This is a genomic window from Rhodococcus artemisiae (assembly GCF_036327795.1).
GTDB classification, from domain to species: domain Bacteria; phylum Actinomycetota; class Actinomycetes; order Mycobacteriales; family Mycobacteriaceae; genus Rhodococcus; species Rhodococcus artemisiae.
This window is the reverse complement of sequence record NZ_JAUTXY010000002.1, coordinates 505963-529378: the sequence shown is the minus strand read 5'-3', so window position 1 is coordinate 529378 and position 23416 is coordinate 505963. Positions and strand designations below refer to the sequence as shown.

The window sequence follows — 23416 nt, the reverse complement described above, 5'->3', positions numbered from 1 at the left end:
TGTGGTCGTGTTCGGAATTCGGGTGCGGTACTAGCGGACGTTGAAGCCGGCGTCGAGTGGTAGTGCGACACCGGTGACGAACTTGGCTTCGTCGGACACCAGCCACGCGACAGAGTTGGCAATGTCCTCGGCCTGCAGAATCGGGATCGGCAGTGCGTTCTGCATGGTCGCCATCCCCGAACCCTCGCCCACGGCTGCAGCGGCGAACAATTTCTCCATCGTTTCGTTCATCGTCATGCCGGATACAACCCCGGTGGGGTGGATGGTGTTCACGCGAATCCACTCGGGCGCATACTGATTCGCAAGTGACTGCATCAGCCCGACCAGACCCCGCTTCGCGGCGGTGTAGGCCTGGGCTCCGGCCCGATCGGATGCGGTGCCCTTCAGTCCGGCGCTCGAACTCGTGAGGACGATCGACCCACCCCGTCCACCTTCACGCAAGAGAGGTAGCGCGACCTCAACCGTGTTCCATGCACCGGTGAGATTGGTATCGATGATGTCGCGCCACAGGTTTTCGCGTTCCTCGTCTGCACACGGAGTCAGGCGCACGATGCCCGCGTTGGCAATCACGATGTCCACACGGCCGAATTCCGCGGCGCCCTCCTGGAACGCCGCGGCCAGCCCGGCACGATCCCGCACGTCGGCGCCGCGGCCGACCATTCGACGACCCTCGGCCTCGACGAGCCGGATCGTCTCGGCGAGATCGTCGCGTGAGGCGTTGGGATAGTCCATCGAGTCGATGCCCTTGCAGATGTCGACACCGATGATGTCGGCGCCGAGCGAGGCCAGTTTGACCGCATGCGCGCGTCCCTGCCCGCGGGCGACACCGGTGATGAATGCGACTCTGCCTTCGAGATCGGTCAAGAGAATCCTTTCGGAGGGGAAGCGCCCGGCAGACCGTGCGCGCAAAGTGGGACGAGGGAGACGTCGCGCCTCGACAAAGACGCAGAGGATCACCTAGATCAAGATGTTAGGCACGTCACACAGTATTACGGACGCTTGAAGTCCGCAAGGGTGCGAAGCCCCACTCCGCGAAATGAAAAGATCGAGTGGACACAGTTCGACACCCGGAATCGAGGAGCAATGTCCGAGGATCAGCAAAGACCGACCGGTCGCCCCCGAGACCCGGACATCAGCGAGCGTCTCATCAGGGCCGCACTCGAGGAATACGCCCAAACCGGCTGGGCCTCGTTCACGATGCAGGGAGTCGCGCGCCGCGCCGGTGTCGGCAAGTCTGCGCTCTACCGGCGCTGGGCAACGAAGGAACAACTGCTCATCGACAGCGTCGAATCCGTCGCGGTACCCCTGGCCACGACATCTGATTCGGGGAGCTTGCGCGAAGACCTCACAGACGCGGCGGCACGACTACTGCTCCACTTTCTCGACCCAGTGGGTTGGGCGACACTTCGTATCTCCATCGACGCCACCTCGAGCCTCACAATGATCGACCCGTTTCAGAAACGGATCAACCAAGCTGTCCGGTACGGACTCACCGCGATATTCACTCGCGCTACCGAGCGCGGCGAAATTGCACCCGATGTGCCCGTACTCCCGCTCGTGCAATCACTCGTCGGCTCCACGTTGATGCACGTTCTCTCGTTGCATCCCGACGAGCGCGACGACGCACGACGAAACGCGGCGGCCCACGTCGAACCTCTCGTCGACGTGATTATCCGGTCTGCAGCTCATTACCCCGGGTCGAGGCCGGGTGCGCATTCGGCCTGCGCAGAGACACATTCATGACCTGCGCTTCCCTCTCATGGGTTCCTGTTGACCTTGCAGGTTCGGTCGAGGGCGCGCCGAACGGTGGCTGGACCGATCTCAGGCGAAGCCTGCAACCGGCCGCGGTCGGTATGGGGATTCGAGTGCCGCACACTCCTCATCCGTCAATTCGAGTTCCAGCGCAGTCAATGCATCGGTGAGGTGCTTGGGTTTGGTGGCGCCGACGACGGGCGCTGTCACGGCCGACCGGCTCAGTACCCACGCGAGCGCCACCTGTGCTCGTTCCACACCACGCTCGTCCGCGATGCGGCCGACTGCATCGACGATCGGCTTGTCGTCGTCGCCGTACAGACCCTTGCCGAATTCGTCGCTCTCGGTGCGCGCGCTGGTCGTACTCCACGACCGGGTCAGACGGCCACGGGCCAACGGACTCCACGGCAACACTCCGATCCCCTGGTCCTCGCACAGCGGCAGCATCTCGCGCTCCTCCTCGCGGTAGAGGAGATTGTAGTGGGGTTGCATCGAGATGAACCTGGTCCAACGGTGCAGGTCAGCCGTGTACAGCGCTTTGGAGAACTGCCACGCGTACATCGACGACGCGCCGATGTACCGGACCTTGCCGGACCGCACGAGATCGTGCAGTGCCTCGAGGGTTTCCTCGATCGGGGTGCGAGGGTCCCAACGGTGAATCTGGTACAGATCGATGTAGTCGGTGCCCAGACGGCGCAGACTCGCGTCCACCTCGGTCAGGATCGCCTTGCGCGACAAGCCACTTCCGTTGGGCCCCGACCGCACCCGGCCGAACACCTTCGTCGCGATCACGACATTCTCGCGCTTGGTGTATTCCTTCAGAGCACGCCCGAGGATCTCTTCACTGGTGCCACCCGAGTAGCTGTTCGCGGTGTCGAAGAAGTTGATGCCCGCCTCGACAGCCGTACGGATGAACGGCGTGGCGTCGTCCTCGCCGAGAGTCCATGAATGCTGACCGGTGTCGGGCGTGCCGTAGCTCATACACCCCAGCGCGAGCCGGGACACCTGCAGGCCACTGTTGCCGAGTCGGATGTATTTCACGTTGCCTCCCGCTTGCTATTCGGCTGCCACGGAAGTGCGCCGAGCGATGAACAGCCCTTCGGCGGTGGCGCTGACCTCACCGTCGACGACGATCTCCCCCACCGTGAATCGTTTACGACCCTCGTGCCTCAACTGCTTCGCGCGCACTATGACGGGCCGGTACAGCGGAGTCGGACGCTGGTACCGGATTTCGAGTCGGGCGGTCATGCCGTTGTTTCCGGCACGGTGGTTGGCGACGGCGAGCGCGGCATCGAGCAGTGCGGCACAGATGCCGCCGTGCACCGCGGCAGGTGGGCCTTGATACGGCAGACCGAGCGTGACCTCACCCTCGACCCACCCGTCCTCCGCGACGTGCATGACGAGCGGTGGGGCGAGTGTGTTCTCCGGTCCGGTGACGGGGTCGTGGCGGACGACTCCGTCGCCCTCCCACATCCCGAGCAAGCGATCTGTGGCTGGTTCAGCGTATCTTTCGAGTTCGTCGGCGATGTCGCGGAGTCGCTCGGTGGTCAGCGGTATGTGCGCTGCGTCCGGTGTCGTGAGGGAGAGCGCCTCGACGATGCGACGGAGTTGGTTCGCGGTGTCGTCGAGCGGGGACTCGCCGGGGACGGCCGTCAGATACGTCTCGGCACCGGTGTAATAGCGCGACAGCTCTTTCCGGGAATCCGGAATATTCCACGTGACCACATTGCCTCCTGACCGGCCGACCCGAGCGTTTACCGTGCAGCCTTCGGGCGCGGCTGGATGAACAAGCCCTCGGCCGACACCGCGATCTTCCCGTCGACGACAATTTCGCCGGTGGCCCAGATCTTGCGTCCCTCACGTTCCTTCAATCGTGCCACGACAGTCAGCGGCACGAACAGCGGCAAGGGCCTGTGGTACCGGACGGTGAGCTGCGCGGTGAAGATGGGTCCGTCTTTCGGCGTGGTGGCCGCGCTGAGCACGTGGTCCATGACCATCGCCGAGATTCCGCCGTGTACGAAGGAATTTGGCCCCTGATACGGAAGCCCGAATTCGACTCCTGCCGTTACGCTTCCGTCGGGTTGGGACTCGAGGATGATCGGGGGTGCGATCGCGTTCTCGACTCCGCTGACCGGATCGTGGCGCCAACCGGGGTTGCGGATCGTTTCGGTCACCGTTTCAACCGGATTCTCCAGATGCTCGGAAAGGGCATCGAGTTCCTCGGCTACGTCGAGAAGCAGCGGATCGTCGACGTCTACACGCTGGAGCAGATCCACGATTCGGCGCAACTGGACGGCGTCCCGTTCGAGGGCGGCGGCGTACTCGAGTTCCGCTTCCGGGGCAGGCAACGGACGATCTTCGACGGTGGTCACAGGGCAAGCTCCTTCGTGATGAACAAGCCGTCGCAGACCACAGTCGTCTCGCCGTCGACTTCGAGCGTTCCTTGCGACCAGGTCTTGCGTCCTTCGACGCGCACGTGCCGTCCGCGCACGGTCACTTCCGTATACAAGGGTGTCGGCCGTAGATAGCGCAGCGTCATCTCCGCGGTCACGCCCGCTCGGCCGGCCGCGCTGTTCGCGACCGCCATGGCGACGTCGAGCACGAGACCCGAAACGCCGCCGTGAACGAGCCCGGGTGGCCCTTGGTATTGCCGGGGAAACTCGGTGTGAGCAAGCGACGATCCGTCGTCGCACTGCTCGAAGCGAAGTGGTATGGCGACAGGGTTCTTCGGGCCGCTCACAGGGCTGCGTTGCAGCGCCCCCTCGTGCGTACCGATCTTTCCGGTGACACATTCGCGCGGGTGTGCCGCCACGGCCTCCAGACGATCCGCGAGAACGGAAATCTTCTCCGAGACATCGGGGGTGGCGACGCCGCGCACTCTGGACTCGAGTATCGCGGCCGTGAGCCGACGGACTGCGTCGGCAGCGACCTCGACGGCATCCGGAGTGCCGGAACCTGAGTCGACCTCGTTCATCGAATACCCCTCATCTCACGGTCGCCCTCATGGCGCCGTCATTTCGGAATCGTCGTCGCGATAGACCATCTCCTGCGCGAGACTCGCAATGCGGCGACCCGACGCGTCGCGAATCGCCCCGGAATACCAGCCGCGCTTGCCACCGGCGGTACCCGGTTCGTAGTCGACCCGGAGCCAGCCGTCCCAGTTCGGCACATCGTGAAACCAAAGAGCATGGTCGAGGCTCGGCCCGAGAACCTCTCCGCCGAGCAGCTTCGGTAGTCCTGCCGAGAAGTCCGACATGTACGTCAACGCGGCCGCATGGACGAGCACATTGTCGGTGGGCAATCCGCCGATCGGACGGACATGAAATCTCGTCGGAAAAAATTGTGTGCGGTTCGGCCACTTGTCGACCCGCGCGTCGAGAGGCAGCCCACTCGGGATTGCGCGGCACTCCTCGGGCGGCAGCATCGGCGTGGGCTGCTCACCGTCCAGTTCTGCGCCGTCGGTACCGACACGGAACGACGCCGCCATGCTGAAGAGCACCTCACCGTCCTGCAGTGCGACGACACGGCGTGAGGAATAGCTGCGGCCGTCGCGGTCGCGGTCCACGCGGTAGATCACGGGCTGTGCGGAATCACCTCGCCGCAGAAAATAGCCGTGCAGGGAGTGCGGATGCCGGTGTTCCGGAACCGTCGCACCGCATGCGAGCAGGCATTGGGCCGCGATCTGTCCGCCGAACAGTGGCCTGCCGTCGTGATGCACGGGCAAGGCACGGAACAGATCGCGGTCGAGTTGTTCGACTCGAAGGATCTCTGTGAGTTCGACGGTGTCGTCGGCAACGGGCACACCCGCCTCGGTTCCGGACATCGGTGCACCCTTTCACCAGAAACTCAAACCATTTCACATAGTTTACTACGTTACTTAAGTTGCAGGCCAATTAGCGTCCAGACCACTTCGGCGCACGCTTCTCGAGAAACGCCCGCAAGCCTTCGGTCGCGTCTGCGGAACCGGTGATCGTACGCTTTGCGGTGTCGGTGATCTCCCATCCGGCCTCATCGTCGGCGGCGGCCATCTCGTTGACCGCAGCGAGGGATGCCCGCACTGCAACGGGAGCGTTCTTGCAGATTCGCTTCGCAAGTTGCACCGCCTCCGACCGTGCCTCACCTGCCGGTGCCAGGATGTTGACGAAGCCCGCCGCGTACGCGCGCGAACACGAGATGGGATCGCCGGTCAGCGCGAGCTCACGCGCGAGATTGAGCGGCAGCGACCGCGGCGCACGAAACAACCCAGCGCACGTCGGCACGAGACCGATCGCTACTTCCGGCAGTCCGAACACCGCCGCATCCGACGCGACAACGAGATCGCACGCAAGCACGATCTCGAATCCGCCGCCGAGAGCAGGCCCGTCAACCGCTGCGATGAGCGGCTTCGTGCGATGCCGCCGGATCACTCCGTATTCACCGCCAGTTTCGGTGACGTAGTCGCCCCCGGCCGTCAGGTCACTACCCGCGCTGAACACGGGCCCATCCGCCGCAAGAACTCCGACCCACAGGTCGTCCTCCTCATCGAGAAGCGTCAATGCCCGGTCGAGTGCATCGGCCATTGCCCTGTCGATTGCGTTGCGCTTGTCCGCACGCCGCATCTCCACCACGAGGACATGCCCGTGCCGCGTGACCTCGACCAGAGACGCACCCTCGTCCGTCACGGTTGTCCCGGCTTCAGCTCGATGAACAGGCCCTCGGCTTCGGCGCACACCACGTCATCGTGACGGAGTTCAGCGCGCAGATAGCGCTTGCGCCCCTCTTCGCGTTCGAACCGCCCGGTGACAGTGAGTTCGACGTCGATCGGCGTGATCGATCGAAAATCCACATGCAGATACGCCGTACGGCACGGCGTGCGGTCGGTGCTCGCGAGCCGGCCGAGCACTTCGTCGAACATCAGCGGGATCGTGCCGCCGTGCGCGGCGCCGTTCCCGCCCAGGTAGTATTTGCCGAATGTGACGACGCCATCAGCACCGTCGCGTTCCCACCGATGCATCCGAAGCACCGGTGACATGCATTGTGCGCGCCCCGGCACGTCGAGATGGCCGAACGGACGACGACGCTCGGATACCTGGTGGTCCGTGAGCAGTGTCTGCACATCGGCCAGATGAGCAGAAACCTTTTCGACGACGTCGAGGGGTGGGTTTGCTCCCGCGAGTTCGTCGAGCATGTCCCGAGCCACCGCGACCATCGCCGCATACGGCTGCGGATTCTCCTGGTGGACGCCGGCGTCGAAGCCCCGGTGGCTCACCGAACTCCAGCCACCCCCGATTGCGCCTTCGCCGACCGATTCACCTGTGCTGCTCCCGAACATGTCACCTCCGTGTTCGTACAACCGCTCGATACGAACCTAGACTTTCAGAAATCTCGTCTCGGGCGCTATCCAAAACTTAGGTGACGTGGTTAACTACGTCAACAAACACGATGTTGGAGGAGTGTCATGGACTTCGCGCTGAGCGACGAACAGGAAGCCCTCGCCGAGGCCGAGCGCGCCTGGCTCACCAAGAACGATCCGATCGCAGCGCGGCGCCCTGCGATCGACGACGGCCCGGCCCGCACGACACCCGAGGGCGTGCAGCACCTCGCCGAATCCGGTCTGATCGGGCTCCTCACCGAGGACATGGGCGGCACACACGTCGATCTCGCTGTGCTCGTCGAAGAGCACGGCCGCGCGGGCAGCCCGCTGCCGGTCGCCGAACTCGCGATCGCAACGCGCCTCCTCGAACAGCTCGACCATCCAGTCTTCGAGGACGCCGAATCCGGCGCCAAGCTCGTGGTACCGGCACTCCCGTCCCTCGAGAACTCCGCACTGCATGCGCAGGTCGATGGTACAACCCTTCGCCTGAGCGGTACGACAGCTCCCACGACAGGGCTGGTCGACGCGCATAGCGTTCTGGTCGTCGTTTCCACCGACTCCGGCACCGAAGTCGCCGCCGTGCTACCCGTCGATACGGTTACCGTGCGCACCCTTGAAACCCTCGACCTGACCCGCTCGTGGTCGGTCGCCGAAGTCGACGTCATCCTCGAAGAGGGAAACTGGTCGGTGCTGCAGCCCGGTACCGTCGCGCTCCTGCACGACGAGCTCACCACATTCCGGGCCCTGGACGCGCTCGGCGCGGCAGCCCGTCTGGTCGATGTCACGGTCGAATACGCCGGACAGCGCACCCAGTTCGACAAGCCGATCGCGAGCTTCCAGGCGATCAAACACCACTGCGCGAACATGGCCCTGTCCGTCGAAGCCTCGCGCGCCGCGCTGTGGGCCGCCGCCGTTGCCCTCGACGGCGACGATGCCGACGCCCGCACCCGCTCGGTGTCCGCGGCGGCAGCGTTCACCGGCGAAGGAGCCAGCGCCACCGCGCAGACCGCGCTGCAGGTACACGGAGGCATTGGCTTCACCTGGGAGCACGACGTACACCTGCTGATCCGCCGCATCAAGGTTGACGAACTCCTCGATGGGTCGGTGTCGTACCACCGGCGCCGGCTCGTCTCGGCTTGAGCGAGACCATGCACGAAAGGGCGAGGCAGCGGGTTCGAGACCACTGCCTCGCCTTTCGTACCGTTCATCTCAGGCGCCGGCGCGCAATCGCCTGAAGTACTTCTCCGCCTCGTCGATCAACTCTTGCGCATCCGCCTCGGTCTTCGTGCCGAACAGCGCGATCGTGGTCTCGTTGCGCATGGCGAGCAGGAAGTCACCGAACAGCCGTTCCCTGCGCGTCGGTCCGAGTCCGAGTATCGCGATCTCACTGTCGCCGCCGACCCGGCTCGCCCTCCGGCGCTGCCCGTCGAATCCGGGTGGGGTGTCCCCCATCGCGATGACGCGGGCCTGCACACGGTTTTCCCATATCAGCGAGAGATATTCGCGGGTTCCGAGGACGAACAGTTCGAAGCCGTCGGTTTCCCCGGCCTGCCGGGCTGACTGCACAACTTCGTCGACCCGGCCGCGCAGCAAACCGACGAAGTCCTCCCAGATCGCGTTGAAAACCTCGGTTTTCCCACCGAAATGGTGATAAATGCTGCCGACGCTGACGCCCGAGCGCTCGACGATCTCGGCCATGGTCGCCGCAGTGAAGCCATGCTCGCCGAAGACCTCGACGGCCGCGTCGAGGACCTTCTCCTTCGTCGCAGACGTACTCGTCCAGGTGCGGGCGCGTGTGCGCCCCTTGCTCTGCAGCATCGTTCCTCCGTTGTCGCACCGCCTGGGGTTGACTTCCCACCCTCTGCGTGGCCATAATCACTGTACATCCTAAAACGTCGTTCTAGAATTTCTATCAATACAGGCCGGTACCAGCATGAATTTGCCCGCTCGGTGCCCAGCCCCATCCCCGTACGAACGAATGGAGACCCAAGTGTCCGACAAGAAGCTGTGGGCCAATTCCGGTGATTCGCACTTCCTCGAGCCCGACGATCTGTGGCGCGCACGCCTGCCCAAGCATCTCGCCGATCTCGTCCCCCGTTCCGAGAAGGATCCCGACGGCAAGTGGGAGACCGTCTTCGTCGACGGGCAGGCATTCCGTCGACGGCTCCCCAGCATTGCGCAGGAAGAGTTCTACGCTGCGAGCCATCGCGCACCGGGCGCCAGCAACGTCGAACTGCGCCTGAAGGACCTCGACGAAGAGGGCATCTGGACCGAGCTCATCTTCCCGTCGCTCGGCATGTGGTCCAGCTCGTTCCGTACCCCCGAAGTCCTGCGTGAGGCACTGCGTGTGTCCAACGATTGGGCCAAGGAAACGATCATGGACTACTCGCCGCGATTGGTCCCCACCGCCCAGGTCTCGACACTCGACATCCAGGATGCCTGCGACGAACTCAAGCGCTGCGGCGAGATCGGCTACAAGGCCGTCTTCATGCCCGTCGCCCCGCACCCGCAGCAGAAGGACTACAACCGCGACGAGTGGGAGCCCTTCTGGGCTCTCGCCGAGGACATCGGCATGGTCATCGCGTTCCACATCGGTACCGAGCCCATCGATTTCGCGTCCGGTGGCGCGTCCGGAATTGCCTATCGCGGTCCCGGCGGCGCTGTGCTGAACTACACCGAGACCACCTTCGGCGGCCAGCGCGCTGTAATGAAACTCGTCGCTTCGGGTGCGCTCGATCGACACCCCAATCTGAAGGTTCTGGTCTCCGAAGGCGGCGCGACGTGGGTGCCGTTCGTTGCCGATCGTATGGAAGAGGGGTACCGCCAGCACTCGACGGTCGTCCGACCCAAGCTGAAGCGCAGCCCCAAGGAGATCATCTATTCCCAGGTCTACGCGTCGTTCCAGCACGACGAGTCGGCTGTCGCTGCACTCACCGGCATGGGTTACAACAACGTGATGTGGGGTAGCGACTACCCGCATATGGAGGGCACCTACGGCCACACGCAGCTGACCCTGCACAACCTGTTCGACAGTGTCGACCAGAAGGTCAAGGATCGCATCATGCACGGCACGTTCGAAGAGCTGTTCCCGGGCAGCCCCAAGCTTCCTGCTGTCGGCACGGAGAAGCCCGCGACCGCCGCCGTCTGACGTTCTCCAGTAATCCATCGGCCGGTCCGCATCGATTGATCGCGGGCCGGCCGGCCCACTTCACCTCCTGAAAGAGCACTCCGATGAGCGACAGCGTTCTCTACGACCTGCCCGGCGAGTTCGTCTCCTCGATGGCCGAGTCCACCGGATACTGCGACGCACAGGCCGTCCTGCCGTCCGAAGACCACTACATCGCCTTCTGCACGTGCGGAAATTGGCACACCACCGTCCCGACTCGCGACGAGGGATTGGCCCTGGCTCGGGCCCACACCGCCGAGACCGAAGGCAAGTAGCCGCTCGGCCGAACCATTCTCCATACATTGAAATCCAGGTCCGGAGCCTGAACAAGGCTCCGGACCTGGATTTCAATGTTGTGAAGGGTGTCGAGGGCGCCGCGCAGATGGATCCGCACGATTGTGGAGAGCCCAGGCCCACCTGCTTGTCGCGATTGCCGCACCCGGTTCCACCGATACGGAAATACTCCCCCAGCCTGTGGCCAGGGGAGTATTTCCGATTCGGGAGTGCTCTACTCGGACACGGTCAAGTACCGCTGGTCGAAGGGACCGGTCGTCGTGGAGTAATCCATCTCGGTGCTGAAGTTGCCAACCTTGTCGCTCATGACCCATGGGTAGGTGATCCACACGAGCGGTGCGCCCCACGCCTGGTCGACGAGGTAGGTGTTGAGCTCGACCGAGGAGGCTTCACGCTCCTCCTCCGAACGACGCGGATCTGTTGCGTCGGCGAGCATCTGCTCGTACTCCGGCGTCACACCCGACGGATTGAGGCGAGGGCCCCAGCGATAGGAAGACCCGGCCGTGAAGCTGGTCCCCAGCGGGGAGTAGTGCAACAGAGCGGAGGCCTCACCACGGCCGAACGATGTCGGGCCCTCGAGTCCATCCTTCACAATCGGCGTGATCTTGATGCCTGCTTCTGCAAACTGCTCCTGCAATACGTCGGCCACTCCCGGTGTGATGACGTTCACGATGATCACTTCACCCAGATCGATGCCGTCCGGGTGACCGGCCTCGACAAGCAGTTGCTTCGCCTTCTCGGGATCGTAGCTGTAGGTGTCGTCGAGCGAGGCGTCGTAGCCCGGAAGGCCGGTGCGCGAGTACTGATAGCGCGTTTCGGAACCCGGATAGAGCGCTTCGACGATCACGTCACGGTCGTAGGCGTAGTTGATCGCCCGGCGAACCTGGACATCATCGAGCGGGGCCATATTCCGGTTCAGGAACAGTTCCACGCCGATACCGGTCGGGACGTCGACCGTCGTCAGTCCGCGGCGGTCTTCGACGGCCGTCACCGTGCCCGGCAGGAACTGGCCCAACTCGATCTGCGCGCCGGCCATCGCGTTCGTGAACGCCTGAGTGTCGGAGATGGCCTTGTATTCGAGCTTCGCGATCTGAGCGGCCTCGGTGTCCCAGTAATCGGTTCGGTCGCGAACGATCGTCAACTGTTCACCGGGAGCAAAGCTTTCCACCGAGTACGCACCCGAGCCGTTGGTCTCGGTAGCCGGGTCGCCGTTGGCAATCAGATCCGGATGCATGATGAAGCCGGCCATCTCGGCCATGACATACGGCATGGTGTCGGTCGGCTCGGCCAGTGTCAGCGTGACCTGATACGGGCCGGTGACGGTGACGTCGGTGACCGGCTCCATGCGCGACTTCACGGACGGGCTGTCGAGCGTGCGGGCACGGTCGAGGTTGACCTTGACAACATTGCCGTCGACCGGAGAGCCGTCGCGGAACGTCGCATCGTCACGCAGGTCGAGCACGAGTTGCAGGCCGTCATCGGAGTACGAGAAGTTGTCGACGAGCATTCCGTCGACCGTGCCGTCCGCCTTCACGGTGAACAGCCGGTCGTAGATCATGTTGAGCCCGAACCGGAACGAAGCGATCTCACTGGTCGCCAGATGCGGATCGAGGCTGGTGATGCCGGTGGTCCAGCCCGTACTCAGCGTCGCGTCGGGGTTGGGTACACCGGAATTGCCGGAACCACCGGATTCGCTCGAGCCGCAGGCGGCCAGCAATCCTACAGCGGCCACGGCGGCAGCCAGGCGAAGAGTGCGCCGTCGAAACATGTTCGGCCTTTCTCAGGGGATACGGATATTCCCGGCCCGGGAGACACACCCGCGACCGGAATGTGTCTAGGCTAACATCTTCCTTGGTAAACCTGTAGCACTTATATTACTAAGTTGTATTCACCTGTCTGCGCTTCGAAGCGCGTCGACCAGCACAGGCACTTCGGCCATTGCGCGCATGGCGTCGTTGAGGTGCGTACATCCCGCAGTGCCGGGAAATATCTCCAGCACAGCCGCTCTCAGGTCGCGAAGCGGGGTTCCTACGATCCGGTCGACGGACAGAGAAGCCAGCGGGCACTCGTCGTACGGAAGCACGCGGGGATCCGCCGACATCGACAGGATTTCCCCTGTCACACGATCCGCGGTCGCTTTCACCAGATACTCGTGCACGGCAACACGACCCCCCTCGGGCACCGTCGACGAGTCCTGGAACATCGAGTCGATCTCGATGACATCACCCATCGTCACGTCGATCCTGCGTGCACGTCGCATCGAGATCTCGGTGATCTCCGAGAGTTCATGCCAACCGATCGGATCATCTTCGCGCGGCAGCGGTCCGACCGTGTGCACCTGATGATTCCACCTGGACGAGCCGTCCGGCATCAACGCCTCCGAGCCCGGCTGGAACCCTGTGCAGATACCCTCCATGCTGCGACGCGGGCCGTTCGCCATCGCCACAAGCAACTGTTCGCGCGGCATCCAGCGCGAGTACGCGAATCCGGCAACCAGCGATGCCCCCGCGATGTCGTCGAGCATCAGATACAGCGGGGTGCCGGCCGCAGCCTCGTCGGGCAGCACCTCGGCGAGTACCTTGCGCGAACTTCCACCACCACGCGCACCGATCATCCCGGTCACCGCAGGTCGCGGCGGATCGGTGGCGATGTCCTCGATCGTGCGAGTCAGCGAGTTCACCCCCACCGACATCGCGTCCTCGGCGAGGACGACGAGCTCACCGTCGTCCGGTGTCAGCAGGTCGCGCGACCTGCCGGTGAGACGCAACTGGGTTCCGGGCCCCTCCGGCCAGCGCATATCGATCGTCGAGGTGCGGCGCACCGAACCCGTGCGGCGGGCCGGCGCGGGGCCGGACGGGCCGCGGGCCACGAGCCCGAACGGGATGTCGACTGCCATGAAGTTGTCCTCTGCTGTCTACTCGTGTTCCCACATCTTCGGCACCGATGGCCCCCCGGCCACTCGATCCGCGTACATCTTCTCGACCTCACTCTCGGAATGCCCGAGTTCGGCGAGAATCTCCCGGGTATGTTGACCGATCACCGGAGCTGCACGGTGGAACTGCAACGTGAGGTCGTCGAAATTCCAGTAGGCGCCGGGCTGTTCCATCCGACCGAAGTGTGCGTGGTCGTAAGTAGCGATAAGCTGACCGGTGCGGTTCGCTTCATCGTCGAAGAACTCGAAGCTGTACTCCTCACGGACCGGCTCTGCGGCAATGCCCGCGGACGCGAGTTCGACCAGAAGCTTCTCGGATTCGAACGCCGCGAGGCCCGCCTCGATCCCGTCGTCATCGGCTGCGCCCGCTATCGCGCGCAACGCGGCGAGCTGGCCGCCGGCTTCGGCAACGACCGCGACCCAACCGTCGGCTACCTCGTAGATGCGGCGGCCCGGGCCGAAACCGGTTTGGGTTGCGTCGAACCGCGGATACTCGGCGACACTGTTGTCGGCGAGGCGGATCAGCGTTTCGCTCTGCGTCGCGGTGGCCGACGCGAGCAGCGACCCCGATGCCTTGGTTCCGCGCCCGGTGCGCTGCTTGTGGTACACCGCGAGCAGTGTTCCGGTGAGCGAGCCGAGTGCCGTCTGGACATCGAGGACACCGAAGCGGGAGAACTGCGGCGGGTTTCCGATGCCACCGTTCTCGACCTCCCAGCCTGCGAGCGCCTGGAAGATCGAGTCGAAACCGGGGCTGTCGGCGCGATCGCCGTTCTCTCCGTAGCTGGTCACGTAGCCGAAGACGATATCCGGCTTGAGCGCGCGCAGACCGGCCTCGTCGATGTGGAGCTTCGCGGACGCCTTCGGACGCTGGTTGTGGTGGACGACGTCTGCCCATTCGACGAGCTTGTGCAGCACGGCCTGGCCCTGCTCGGTGGTCAGGTCGACCGCGAGGGAACGCTTGTTGCGGGAGCACGCTTCCCAATAGCTGGGCTTGTACCGGAGCCGGTCGCCGACGACGGGCTCGACCTTGATGACTTCGGCACCGAGGTCCGCCATCAGCATCGGCGCCATCGGGCCTGCGAGGAAGGATCCGAGGTCGAGGACCTTCAGTCCCGCAAGCGGGCGCGGGTCGACGGCATCGTCCGGACGGATCACATTCGCTGCAGGCGAAGATCCGAGTTCGGCGAACACCTCGTCCGTGTGCTCACCGAGCAACGGAGCCGGGCGCGTGACAGCACACGGGGGATCGATGCCGAAGGGGCTTCCTGCCTGAATCGTCTTTCCGTACGTCGGGTCGTCGACTTCGGCGACGTACCCGTTGGCAGTGACCTGCGGATCGCGCAGCAACTCACCCATCTGCAGAGCGGGTTCGATTCCGAGATCGGCGGCGCGGAGAACGGGGAGCCATTCGGTGCTCGGGCGCTGCGCAATGACCATGCGCAGATCCTCGCTTGCGTTCCTGGACAAGTCGCTCAGGTCGCCACCGAGTTCTGTGGCGACCTCCTTGACGAGGGGGATCGCCCCCACATCGATGCGTTCGCCGGGGTTCATCATCTGCAGCCATACCCCGTCGCTGCACTGGTACATCGCGAGCTGCGGCGGAGCCTCGTACTTGTTGAGGATCAGTTGCGGAATCGGGTTCTCGGCATTGTTCCAGGCGAGTGATGCCGTGTTGAGCATGCCCTGCAGCAGTGATGTATGCACCGCACCGACGCGGCCGGTGCCGTCGCGTTGAATGAGCCGCGCCACGATGCCTGCGGCGGCCAGCGAGGCCGCTGCCCAGCTCGGCAGCGGGAAGCGCATGGCAATCGGGCCCTCGCGGTAGCCCCAGAGTTCTCCCATCAGTCCGGAACGGGCCTGAACGAGCAGGTCGTGGGCCGGGCGGTCACGATCGGAATGGTCGATGGGATATCCGGTGACCGAAGAGACGATGAGGTGCGGGTGACGTTCACGCAGGGCGGCGTCGTCGAGGCGGAGTTCGGCGGCACGCGAAGGGGTGAACTCGTGAATGAAGATGTCGGCCGTATCAAGCAGATCGGCCAGCTTCGCGCGACCGTCGTCGGTCTTGATGTCCAGGACGGCGCTGCGCTTGCTGCGGTTCCAGGAAGCGAAGGCAACACGTTCGCGGAGTGGATCACCCTGCGGAGGTTCGACCTTGATGACATCGGCACCCGCCTCTGCGAGCATGCGCGACGCAACCGGAACGGCCAGCCCGGAGGCGAGTTCGACGATACGTACTCCGTCGAGAATCCGATCGGTCATGGAGATTCCGCCTTTCGTACTCCGGACTACATGTGCCGGAACCAACACCCGCTGTGATGCTCACCACGAGATTACCGCACAAGGAACACAAGGTCTACTTAGTAAGCTTTGTATGGCGACCAGGGGCAGCCCGGGCCGAACCCCTGCGGGACGACCCGGGCTTCTACACCGCCACGAAACGAGCGTCAGCGAGCCTTCCAGACCGGCTCACGCTTCTCGGCGAATGCGAGCGGCCCTTCCTTGGCATCTTCACTCAGCGCAAGGCGATCCCACTCCGCGGCGGACAGTGCCCACCGATCATTCTCCTCGGCACGCTGTTCATCGACGACGCCATAGGCGACGCGCTTGCTGGCCTGCACCGACAAGGGAGCATTGACGGCGATACGCTCCGCGAGCGCGATCGCAACCTCGACCGACTTCCCTTCGGGCGCGACCTGATTGATCAGACCGATCTCCAAAGCGCGGGCAGCGCTGATCGGATCTCCTGTGAAGATCATCTCCATCGCGAGGCGCTGCGAGATCTGGGCAGGGAGACGGAACACGCCCCCGGCGCCGGCGATCAGACCGCGCTTGACCTCGGGCAGCCCGAAGGTTGCGTTCTCCGCGGCCACGATGAGGTCCGCCGACAGTGCAAGTTCGGTACCGCCGCCGAGTGCCGTCCCGTTGACCGCAGCGATCGTGGGCTTGTCGACGTAGTGCTTGACGAAGCCCGCGAAGCCCCAATCTTCATGACCGGGAGCATGCAGCTTTTCGCCGCGCGAGATCGCCTTGAGGTCGGCTCCTGCGCAGAACGACTTGTCGCCCGCACCGGTGACGACGATCGCACGCACCTCGGGGTCATTCGCGGCCTCTTCGAGGGCTCCGCCGACTCCGATACTCACCGAGGAGTTCACCGCATTGCGGGCCTCGGGGCGGTTGATCGTGATCACCATGACGTTGCCCACGCGCTCGACGAGCGCACCGGCCTGGGTTGTCCGAGTCATCGTCGGCTCCTACTCAGTTCTCGACGAGCTCGAGGATCGTGGCGTTGGCCTGACCGCCACCCTCGCACATCGTCTGCAGTCCGTAGCGAATCTTGTTGCGCCGCATGTGGTGAACCATGTCGGCAAGGATGCGTCCACCGGATCCACCGAGGGGATGGCCGAGGGCGATCGCGCCGCCGTTCGGGTTGAGGCGCTCGGGATCGGCCGCGATCTCCTTCAGCCATGCGAGGGGCACGGGGGCGAACGCCTCGTTGACCTCGAACACCCCGATGTCGTCGACGCTCAGGCCCGACTTCTCGAGAGCCTTGGCCGTCGCCGGGATCGGCGCGGTGAGCATGATGACCGGGTCGGCTCCGATAACGGTCGCTGTGTGGATCTTGGCAATCGGCGTGAGACCGTACTTCACTGCCGCCTCCTCGCTCATGATGAGCAGAGCCGACGCGCCGTCGGAGATCTGCGAGGCGTTGCCGGCGTGGATCACGCCGTCTTCCTTGAACACCGTCTTGAGCTTTGCGAGAGACTCGACCGAGGTGCCGCGGCGGATACCCTCGTCCTTCGAGATCACCGTGCCGTCCGGCGCCGTGACGGGCACGATCTGGGCATCGAACAGCCCCGCGTCCTGCGCGGCCGCGGCCCGCGCGTGCGAGCGGGCGGAGAACTCGTCGACCTCGGTGCGGCTCATGCCCCACTTCTCGGCGATCATCTCCGCGCCGACGCCCTGGTTCGGTACAGCACCGTCGTAACGGTCGAGGAACGCCTGACTGAAAGGCTTGCCGGCGACCTGCACGGATGAGCCCATCGGGACGCGCGACATCGACTCGACGCCACCGGCGACGACGACGTCGTAGTGACCGGCCTCGACACTCGCGACAGCGAAGTTCAGTGCCTGCTGCGACGATCCGCATTGGCGGTCGATGGTGACACCGGGGACCGTCTCGGGCCATCCGGCTGCGAGCAGCGCGGTGCGAGCGATGTCCTGCGACTGTTCGCCCACCTGCTGGACACAACCCCAGATGACATCCTCGACGAGGGCCGGGTCGATGCCTGTGCGCTCGACGAGCGCAGTGAGCACAACAGCGGACAGATCGACCGGGTGAATACCGGACAGGCCACCGTTCCGCTTACCGACGGGGGTGCGCACTGCCTCCACGATTACTGCAGTCATGATGCATTCCTTCTTTGTGAGCGATTGCGGGGTCAGACCCGCGTGGATTCGAGTTCGGCGACCATCTCGAGCAGTCGTCGCCGGTCGACCTTGAGGGACACGCTGCGCGGCAGTGCGTCCACTGTATGGATGGCGACCGGCACTTCGTAACCGGTCAGCTGAGTGCGGACGAACTCCTTGAGTTCGGCCTCGTCGACGGGGTCGGCCCCGTCGACCAGTTCGATCACCGCGATGGGAACCTGACCGAGTCGCTCGTCGGCTTTCCCGTACACCGAGGCGTCGAGCACCGAACTGTGCGCACGCAACGCATTGCAGACGGTCTCCGGCTGCACCTTGAAGCCACCGCGGATGATCGCGTCGTCGGTGCGACCGTCGATGTAGACGAAGTTGTCGTCGTCGAGATGAGCCAGATCGCTGGTACGCACCCACTGGTTGGTTCCGGTGCCGGTCTGACTGGAGCAAACTTCCAGGCGGCCGGTAGTGCCGACGGGCAGCACGTTTCCACTCTCGTCCACCGTGCGCATCTTCACGCCGGGGAAGGGTCGGCCGATGCTGCCACGCTTGCGCGCCCACCATTCGCCGATGAGCGGCTTGGTCCACCCTGCCACTGCACCACCGAATTCCGTGGCACCGTACATGATCATCACGGGAATCCCGTAACGTTCGGTGAACTCGTCGGCCAGGTCGGGGCTGACGAAGGTCGTGCCCGCCGTCACCGCACGCAGACTCGCGAGCTTCTCCTTGGGCACGTCCTCGTTGAGTACCGACCGCATCGCGGCCGGCGGGAGACCCGCGACACGCAACTGGTGCTCGTGCACGGCGTCGACCCATCCGTCGACCGTGAACCGCGGCAACACGACGATCGGTCGCGCCTCGGCAAGCGCCTGAATGACACCCCACAGGCCGCCGATGTGCACGATCGCGAGCGACACGAGGGCAACGCGTCCGGTGAGCGGCTCACGCTCGTCGCCACCTTTACCGGTGTGGCTGTGGACAGATTTGAGAGCCGCCTCGAGCTGACGCCAGGTCAACGGGACCCGCTTGGGCGGGCCCGTGGTACCCGAAGTGAACATCTCGACCGCAACGGGGTCTTTCTCGTCCTTCACGATCTCGATGGTGACCTCGGGACCACCCGTTCGCTGCACGACGTCGAGTCCGTCGACCGCGAATCCGACGATGCCGGCCTCCGCTATTGCGACCTCGAATTCGGTTTCTTCCCACACGCTCTGCGGTGCGAGCACGACCTGTGGAAGCGATGCCACCGCGTCTGCGGTAACTCGCGCCGTCGGCTGCATGGGGTTGAGTGTGATGATCGTGCGACCCTTGCCGAGGATGGCGATCAAGGATGCGATGGACTCCATCCGGTTCCCCAGCACGACGCCGATACGCGCACCCTCACTGCACCCGACGCGCGCCAGTTCGGCATCGATCTTCTCGGCGAGCACGCGCACTTCACCCCACGTGTGCCATACCTTGCCCTGCTGGACCATTTTCGCGTCGTCGGATGCCGACCACAGCAAGCCCACCGCTTCCCTGATACCCGTCATTCGATGCCTCCCACTTCTGCCGACGGGAAAAATCCGCGTTCTTCCTGCATCGGTACCGGTTTCATGACGCTCCCGTGCACCGATTACGGCAACGCGGAGCGAAACGTCTACCTTCAAGATAGATGACATAGTTAACTAGGTCAATCGTGTTTGGGTCAAGTTTCGCAACGGGACGCCCGCAGTCCTCGCACGACGAAGCGGGGGAGGATCCGTCGGACCCTCCCCCGATCACGTGACACACTTCAGCGCGGCATTCCCAGCCCACGCTCGGCAATGAGGTTGCGCATGATCTCCGAGCTTCCGCCCGCGATCGTGTACGCCCGCGCGTACAGGAACTCGTCCTGCCACCGACCACGGTCGACCGCGTTCGCGTCTCCCTCGACGAGAATCCCGGCCTCGCCGGCGAGCTCGAGAGCGAAACGTGCGATGTCCACGCCGAGCTCGCTGAACATCAGTTTGGTCATCGGCGCGTCGTACGGTCGCTCGGTTTTGCGTGACCACCGGCTGATGTTCGCGTACACCAGAGCAGAGAGGGCCGTGACCGCCGCGGCCAGCTCACCGATGCGGTCCTGCACGGCACCGTCTTCGATCGCCGGCCGTCCGTTCCGCGTGACGTTCTTCGCCAGATCCTTCAGCGCCTCGACGTTCTGCTGCAACCGCACCGCGCTCGTCGCCACTCCACTGCGCTCGTGCCCGAGACTCGAATTCGCGATTCCCCAGCCGCGGTTGACCTCACCGATCAACGCATCCGGTCCGAGCTCGACGTTGTCGAGGAACACCTCGTTGAAATCGGACGTACCGGTCATCTCCCGCAACGGCCGCACCTCGACACCAGGCAGGCGCATGTCGACGATGAATGCACTGATACCCCGGTGCTTCGGGGCATCCGGATCGGTACGCGCAAGCAGGTAGCCGTAATCGGCCCAGTGTCCGTTCGTGGTCCACACCTTCTGACCGGTGACCTTGAAACCACCGTCTTCGGTGGGGACGGCCTTGGTGCGCAGCGACGCGAGGTCGCTGCCCGAACTCGGCTCGCTGAAGAGCTGACAGAAGATGAGCTCACCGGAGCGGATTCCCGGCAGGTACTTCTGTCGCTGTTCCTCGGTGCCGAAATCGATCAGGGCATGCGACACGAGATGTGCGGCGCCCTGGATGGCGGCTGGCGCGCGTCCGCGCGCGAGTTCCTCACCGACGACGACGTCCTTCTCCGACGAATGCGCAGAACCCTTACCGCCGTATTGTTCCGGCCAGTCGGCGCCGACATACCCGGCCGCGAACAGCTTTCCCGTCCACTCCTTGAGCAGGGCCAGCTCCTCGGCACCCTCCGCGCTGCGAACACCCGCCTTGACGGTGATCGCCGGCTTGTTCGCCGCGACGAATCCGCTTACCTCTGCACGGAACTCTTCGAGCTCCGGGGTCATCCCGTAATCCATGTCAGCGCACCTCGTACTTCCGGGTCGGCACCTCGGAGCGCACGACCTGAGCCTTGCCGATCGGATTGCCGAGGTCGGTGTAGTACATACCGGTCGCGAGGGCGGCGGACCGGCCGTGATCCTTGGACTCCCAGATGGCCCGGATGCTGCCCTGGATCGCAGCGGGAGGCTTCGCGGCAATGCGCTCTGCGAGTTCCTGCGCTCGATCCCACAGGCCATCCCGGGTCACGATCTCGCTGACGAATCCGATCTCCAGTGCCCGCTTCGCCGACATGCGCTCATCGAGGCCCAACAGAACCATGCGCAGCACCTCCCCGATCGGGATCCGATGCGCGAGGCCGATCGGCTCGAGCGCCGCGACCATTCCGTACGACACGTGCGGATCGAAGAACTGGGCATCCTCGCTTGCGATGATGATGTCCGCTTCGTTGAGCCAGTAGAGCGCACCGCCGGCGGCCATGCCGTGCACGGCGCAGATCAGCGGCTTCCAGCAACCATTGTGCTTGGGCGAAAGATCGACGCCCGGATCGCGGCGGCTGAAGACGTTGTCGGAGAGGAACGTACCTTCCTTGACGTCGACACCCGTCGAGAAGGCGCGTTCCCCGTTGGCCCGGAGCACCATGACATGGACGTCATCCTCCTCGCGCGCGTAGACCCACAGTGCAGCGAACTCGGCCCGCATCGTGTCGGTGAACGAATTCAGTTTGTCGGGCCGGTCGAGCGTGATCGTCAGAACGTGGTCTTTCAGCTCTGCAATCACCGTGGTCAAGCCGCTCAGGTCCACAGTTCCTCCTGGAAAGTACGGGCATGCGCCCTCACAAATATTACTAAGTGACCCATGTTGAGTCCAGTCCCTATCGACCACACATCAACGCGCATGCCCGGCAACCGCAGCCAACTCGGGGCGACGCCGGGCGGGATCCGCCTTGACCTCGATAACCAGAGGGTAGGCCCCCTCGTCCAGCAGCTCCCTGACCTGCGCAAACTCGTCGACCTCCCGCACCGTCACGGCGCGGGCGCCGAGTGCGCGCGCCGTCTCCGCAAAGCCGGGCCATTCGACCTCCGAATGCGCGGTCGCGAGCCCGAGACTCTCGAGTTTGAGGTATTCGGCGCCGTAGCAATGGTCGTCGAGAACGACGAGCACCAGCGGTAGGCGATGCCGGACCGCCGTGCTCACCTCCACCAGCCCCATCATCGCGCCGCCGTCCCCTGCCACACAGACCGTCGGCACGTCGCGGCGACCCGCGGCAGCACCTACTGCGGTCGCGATCCCTAGTCCGATCGAGCCGAATGCGCCGGGAACGGTAAAGCGACCCGGATCGACCGGCAGATACTTCCACGCCGCAAACGAGAACCGTCCGACGTCGGTGACGACCTGTGTTCCCTGCGGAAGCAGGTCGGCGAGGCGGGCCATCGCGTCCCGCATGTCGACGGTTCCGCCGCCGGAGATGCTGCGGTAACCCTTCGCCTCGAGCCCTTGCACCGCTTCGGCGAGTTGGGCGACACGACGACCGGACGGCACCGGTGCTTCGGCCTCCGCGAGGCGCTCGCACAACGCACGCACCACACCTGCGGCGTCACCAGGAATCGGAAGATCCACCGGCGCGAAACGCCCGAACGCACCGGATCGATCGTCGACCTGGATGACGAACTTGCCGGCCAGCAGTGCCGTGTTGTCCGTCGTGAACGACGACAGGGCGGCACCGACAACGAGCATGCAGTCGACACGTCCGAGCTCTTCGATCGCCACAGCATGCGATAGCGACCCGTGAACACCGAGATTCTCGGGTTCACCCGCGAAGAAGTCCTTCGCGAGCAACGTCGTCATCACCGGAGCGTCGATGGCCCGCGCCAGCCGCAGGATGTCGTCCCGCGCCCCGGAGGCGACCGCACCCCGGCCCGCGAGGATTACCGGTCGCGCGCTGCCGAGCAACGCGGCAAGCGCGTCGTCGACGAGATCAGGGTCCGGGGCACCGGGCACCGGCAGCGGAGGTACCGCGCGCGGAGACTCACCCGTCACCGCAACTTCGAGCAGGTCGTAAGGCAGATCCAGCACGAGAGGAACCCGGGTGGCGGCCACCCGCGCGAGGGCTTCGGCGATATCCGCACCCACCGCGTCGGCCTTCCGCACCCGACGGTACTCCGCGCCCGTGAGACGGGCGAACCCCTCGAGATCGAGGTCCTGGAAGTGGTCGCGCACGTCCGGAGTGGCGCCGGTCAGCAGCAGCAGTGCACTGCGTGACCGCACCGCCTCGACAAGGGCAGTCGTGCAGTTCGTGACTGCAGGGCCGTGTGTCACGGATGCGACGCCGACACCACCGGTCATGCGGGCGTAGCCGTCCGCCATCGACACCGCGCCACCTTCGGCCACGGCCGCCACGAACTCACCGCCGTGGTTTTCGACGAAGTCACCGAGATACGCGAGGTTCACATCACCCATGAGTCCGAAGATGGTTCCGACACCACACTCGGAAAGCGATTGGGCCGCCAGTTGATAGGTCTTCACAACATGTTCCTTCGTGATCAGGG

General features: G+C 64.5%; 22 protein-coding genes. 4 read left to right on the top strand and 18 right to left on the bottom strand.

Features of this window, described 5'->3' with window-relative positions; all coding sequences use genetic code 11:
• Positions 1–30 precede the first annotated feature (30 nt).
• The gene (locus Q7514_RS06790; RefSeq protein WP_330132482.1) at positions 31–864 is read right to left on the bottom strand and encodes a mycofactocin-coupled SDR family oxidoreductase; all 834 of its coding nucleotides are present in this window, start codon (positions 862–864) and stop codon (positions 31–33) included.
• 219 nt (positions 865–1083) lie between these two features.
• Between Q7514_RS06790 and Q7514_RS06785 the strand changes: the two genes are divergently transcribed.
• On the top strand, positions 1084–1743 hold the full coding sequence (locus Q7514_RS06785) for a TetR/AcrR family transcriptional regulator (RefSeq protein WP_330132481.1): 660 nt from the start codon (positions 1084–1086) through the stop codon (positions 1741–1743).
• 78 nt (positions 1744–1821) lie between these two features.
• On the opposite strand, the gene Q7514_RS06780 is transcribed toward Q7514_RS06785, so the two are convergent.
• From Q7514_RS06780 to Q7514_RS06750, 7 genes are all read right to left on the bottom strand, one after another.
• Positions 1822–2793: an aldo/keto reductase gene (locus Q7514_RS06780; RefSeq protein WP_330132480.1), complete on the bottom strand. Its 972-nt coding sequence runs from the start codon at positions 2791–2793 to the stop codon at positions 1822–1824.
• 15 nt (positions 2794–2808) lie between these two features.
• Positions 2809–3477: a PaaI family thioesterase gene (locus Q7514_RS06775; protein ID WP_330132479.1), complete on the bottom strand. Its 669-nt coding sequence runs from the start codon at positions 3475–3477 to the stop codon at positions 2809–2811.
• Positions 3478–3506: 29 nt separating this feature from the next.
• Complete coding sequence (locus tag Q7514_RS06770) at positions 3507–4124, bottom strand: PaaI family thioesterase (protein WP_330132478.1); 618 nt, start codon at positions 4122–4124, stop codon at positions 3507–3509.
• Positions 4121–4726 (bottom strand): PaaI family thioesterase, encoded by a 606-nt coding sequence (locus Q7514_RS06765; RefSeq protein WP_330132477.1) that lies wholly within the window; start codon positions 4724–4726, stop codon positions 4121–4123. The genes Q7514_RS06770 and Q7514_RS06765 overlap by 4 nt, the downstream gene beginning before the upstream one ends.
• Before the next feature lie 27 nt (positions 4727–4753).
• A complete protein-coding gene (locus Q7514_RS06760; RefSeq protein WP_330132476.1) occupies positions 4754–5575 on the bottom strand; it encodes an acyl-CoA thioesterase in 822 nt (273 codons plus the stop codon).
• A gap of 70 nt (positions 5576–5645) precedes the next feature.
• The gene (locus Q7514_RS06755; RefSeq protein ID WP_330132475.1) at positions 5646–6413 is read right to left on the bottom strand and encodes an enoyl-CoA hydratase-related protein; all 768 of its coding nucleotides are present in this window, start codon (positions 6411–6413) and stop codon (positions 5646–5648) included.
• Complete coding sequence (locus Q7514_RS06750) at positions 6410–7063, bottom strand: PaaI family thioesterase (RefSeq protein WP_330132474.1); 654 nt, start codon at positions 7061–7063, stop codon at positions 6410–6412. The genes Q7514_RS06755 and Q7514_RS06750 overlap by 4 nt, the downstream gene beginning before the upstream one ends.
• A gap of 126 nt (positions 7064–7189) precedes the next feature.
• Between Q7514_RS06750 and Q7514_RS06745 the strand changes: the two genes are divergently transcribed.
• Positions 7190–8245 (top strand): acyl-CoA dehydrogenase family protein, encoded by a 1056-nt coding sequence (locus Q7514_RS06745; RefSeq protein ID WP_330132472.1) that lies wholly within the window; start codon positions 7190–7192, stop codon positions 8243–8245.
• A 69-nt stretch (positions 8246–8314) separates the two neighbouring features.
• On the opposite strand, the gene Q7514_RS06740 is transcribed toward Q7514_RS06745, so the two are convergent.
• Positions 8315–8923 carry a TetR/AcrR family transcriptional regulator gene (locus tag Q7514_RS06740; RefSeq protein WP_330132471.1) on the bottom strand — a complete coding sequence of 203 codons (609 nt, stop codon included), beginning with the start codon at positions 8921–8923 and terminating at the stop codon, positions 8315–8317.
• Between the two features lie 160 nt (positions 8924–9083).
• Here Q7514_RS06740 and Q7514_RS06735 point away from each other — a divergent pair, with 160 nt between their 5' ends.
• Positions 9084–10253: an amidohydrolase family protein gene (locus Q7514_RS06735; protein WP_330132470.1), complete on the top strand. Its 1170-nt coding sequence runs from the start codon at positions 9084–9086 to the stop codon at positions 10251–10253.
• A gap of 83 nt (positions 10254–10336) precedes the next feature.
• Entirely contained in the window at positions 10337–10546 is a 210-nt protein-coding gene (locus Q7514_RS06730; protein ID WP_330132469.1) for a hypothetical protein, read from the top strand.
• Between the two features lie 233 nt (positions 10547–10779).
• Here the strand turns inward: Q7514_RS06730 and Q7514_RS06725 are convergent, their stop codons facing one another.
• From Q7514_RS06725 to Q7514_RS06685, 9 genes are all read right to left on the bottom strand, one after another.
• Positions 10780–12297, bottom strand: coding sequence for an ABC transporter substrate-binding protein (locus tag Q7514_RS06725; protein ID WP_330132468.1), 1518 nt, complete (start codon positions 12295–12297; stop codon positions 10780–10782).
• Between the two features lie 156 nt (positions 12298–12453).
• Positions 12454–13461: a DUF2889 domain-containing protein gene (locus Q7514_RS06720; protein WP_330132467.1), complete on the bottom strand. Its 1008-nt coding sequence runs from the start codon at positions 13459–13461 to the stop codon at positions 12454–12456.
• A gap of 18 nt (positions 13462–13479) precedes the next feature.
• Positions 13480–15759: a CoA transferase gene (locus Q7514_RS06715; protein WP_330132466.1), complete on the bottom strand. Its 2280-nt coding sequence runs from the start codon at positions 15757–15759 to the stop codon at positions 13480–13482.
• Between the two features lie 185 nt (positions 15760–15944).
• Positions 15945–16742, bottom strand: a complete 798-nt coding sequence (locus tag Q7514_RS06710; RefSeq protein WP_330132465.1) for a crotonase/enoyl-CoA hydratase family protein — start codon at positions 16740–16742, stop codon at positions 15945–15947.
• A 13-nt stretch (positions 16743–16755) separates the two neighbouring features.
• Complete coding sequence (locus Q7514_RS06705) at positions 16756–17910, bottom strand: thiolase family protein (RefSeq protein ID WP_330132655.1); 1155 nt, start codon at positions 17908–17910, stop codon at positions 16756–16758.
• A gap of 29 nt (positions 17911–17939) precedes the next feature.
• Positions 17940–19454, bottom strand: a complete 1515-nt coding sequence (locus tag Q7514_RS06700; RefSeq protein ID WP_330132464.1) for a class I adenylate-forming enzyme family protein — start codon at positions 19452–19454, stop codon at positions 17940–17942.
• Positions 19455–19696: 242 nt separating this feature from the next.
• Positions 19697–20887 carry an acyl-CoA dehydrogenase family protein gene (locus Q7514_RS06695; protein WP_330132463.1) on the bottom strand — a complete coding sequence of 397 codons (1191 nt, stop codon included), beginning with the start codon at positions 20885–20887 and terminating at the stop codon, positions 19697–19699.
• Between the two features lies 1 nt (position 20888).
• Positions 20889–21671, bottom strand: a complete 783-nt coding sequence (locus tag Q7514_RS06690; RefSeq protein WP_330132462.1) for an enoyl-CoA hydratase/isomerase family protein — start codon at positions 21669–21671, stop codon at positions 20889–20891.
• An 84-nt stretch (positions 21672–21755) separates the two neighbouring features.
• Positions 21756–23393, bottom strand: a complete 1638-nt coding sequence (locus Q7514_RS06685; RefSeq protein ID WP_330132461.1) for a thiamine pyrophosphate-binding protein — start codon at positions 23391–23393, stop codon at positions 21756–21758.
• Between the last annotated feature and the right edge of the window lie 23 nt (positions 23394–23416).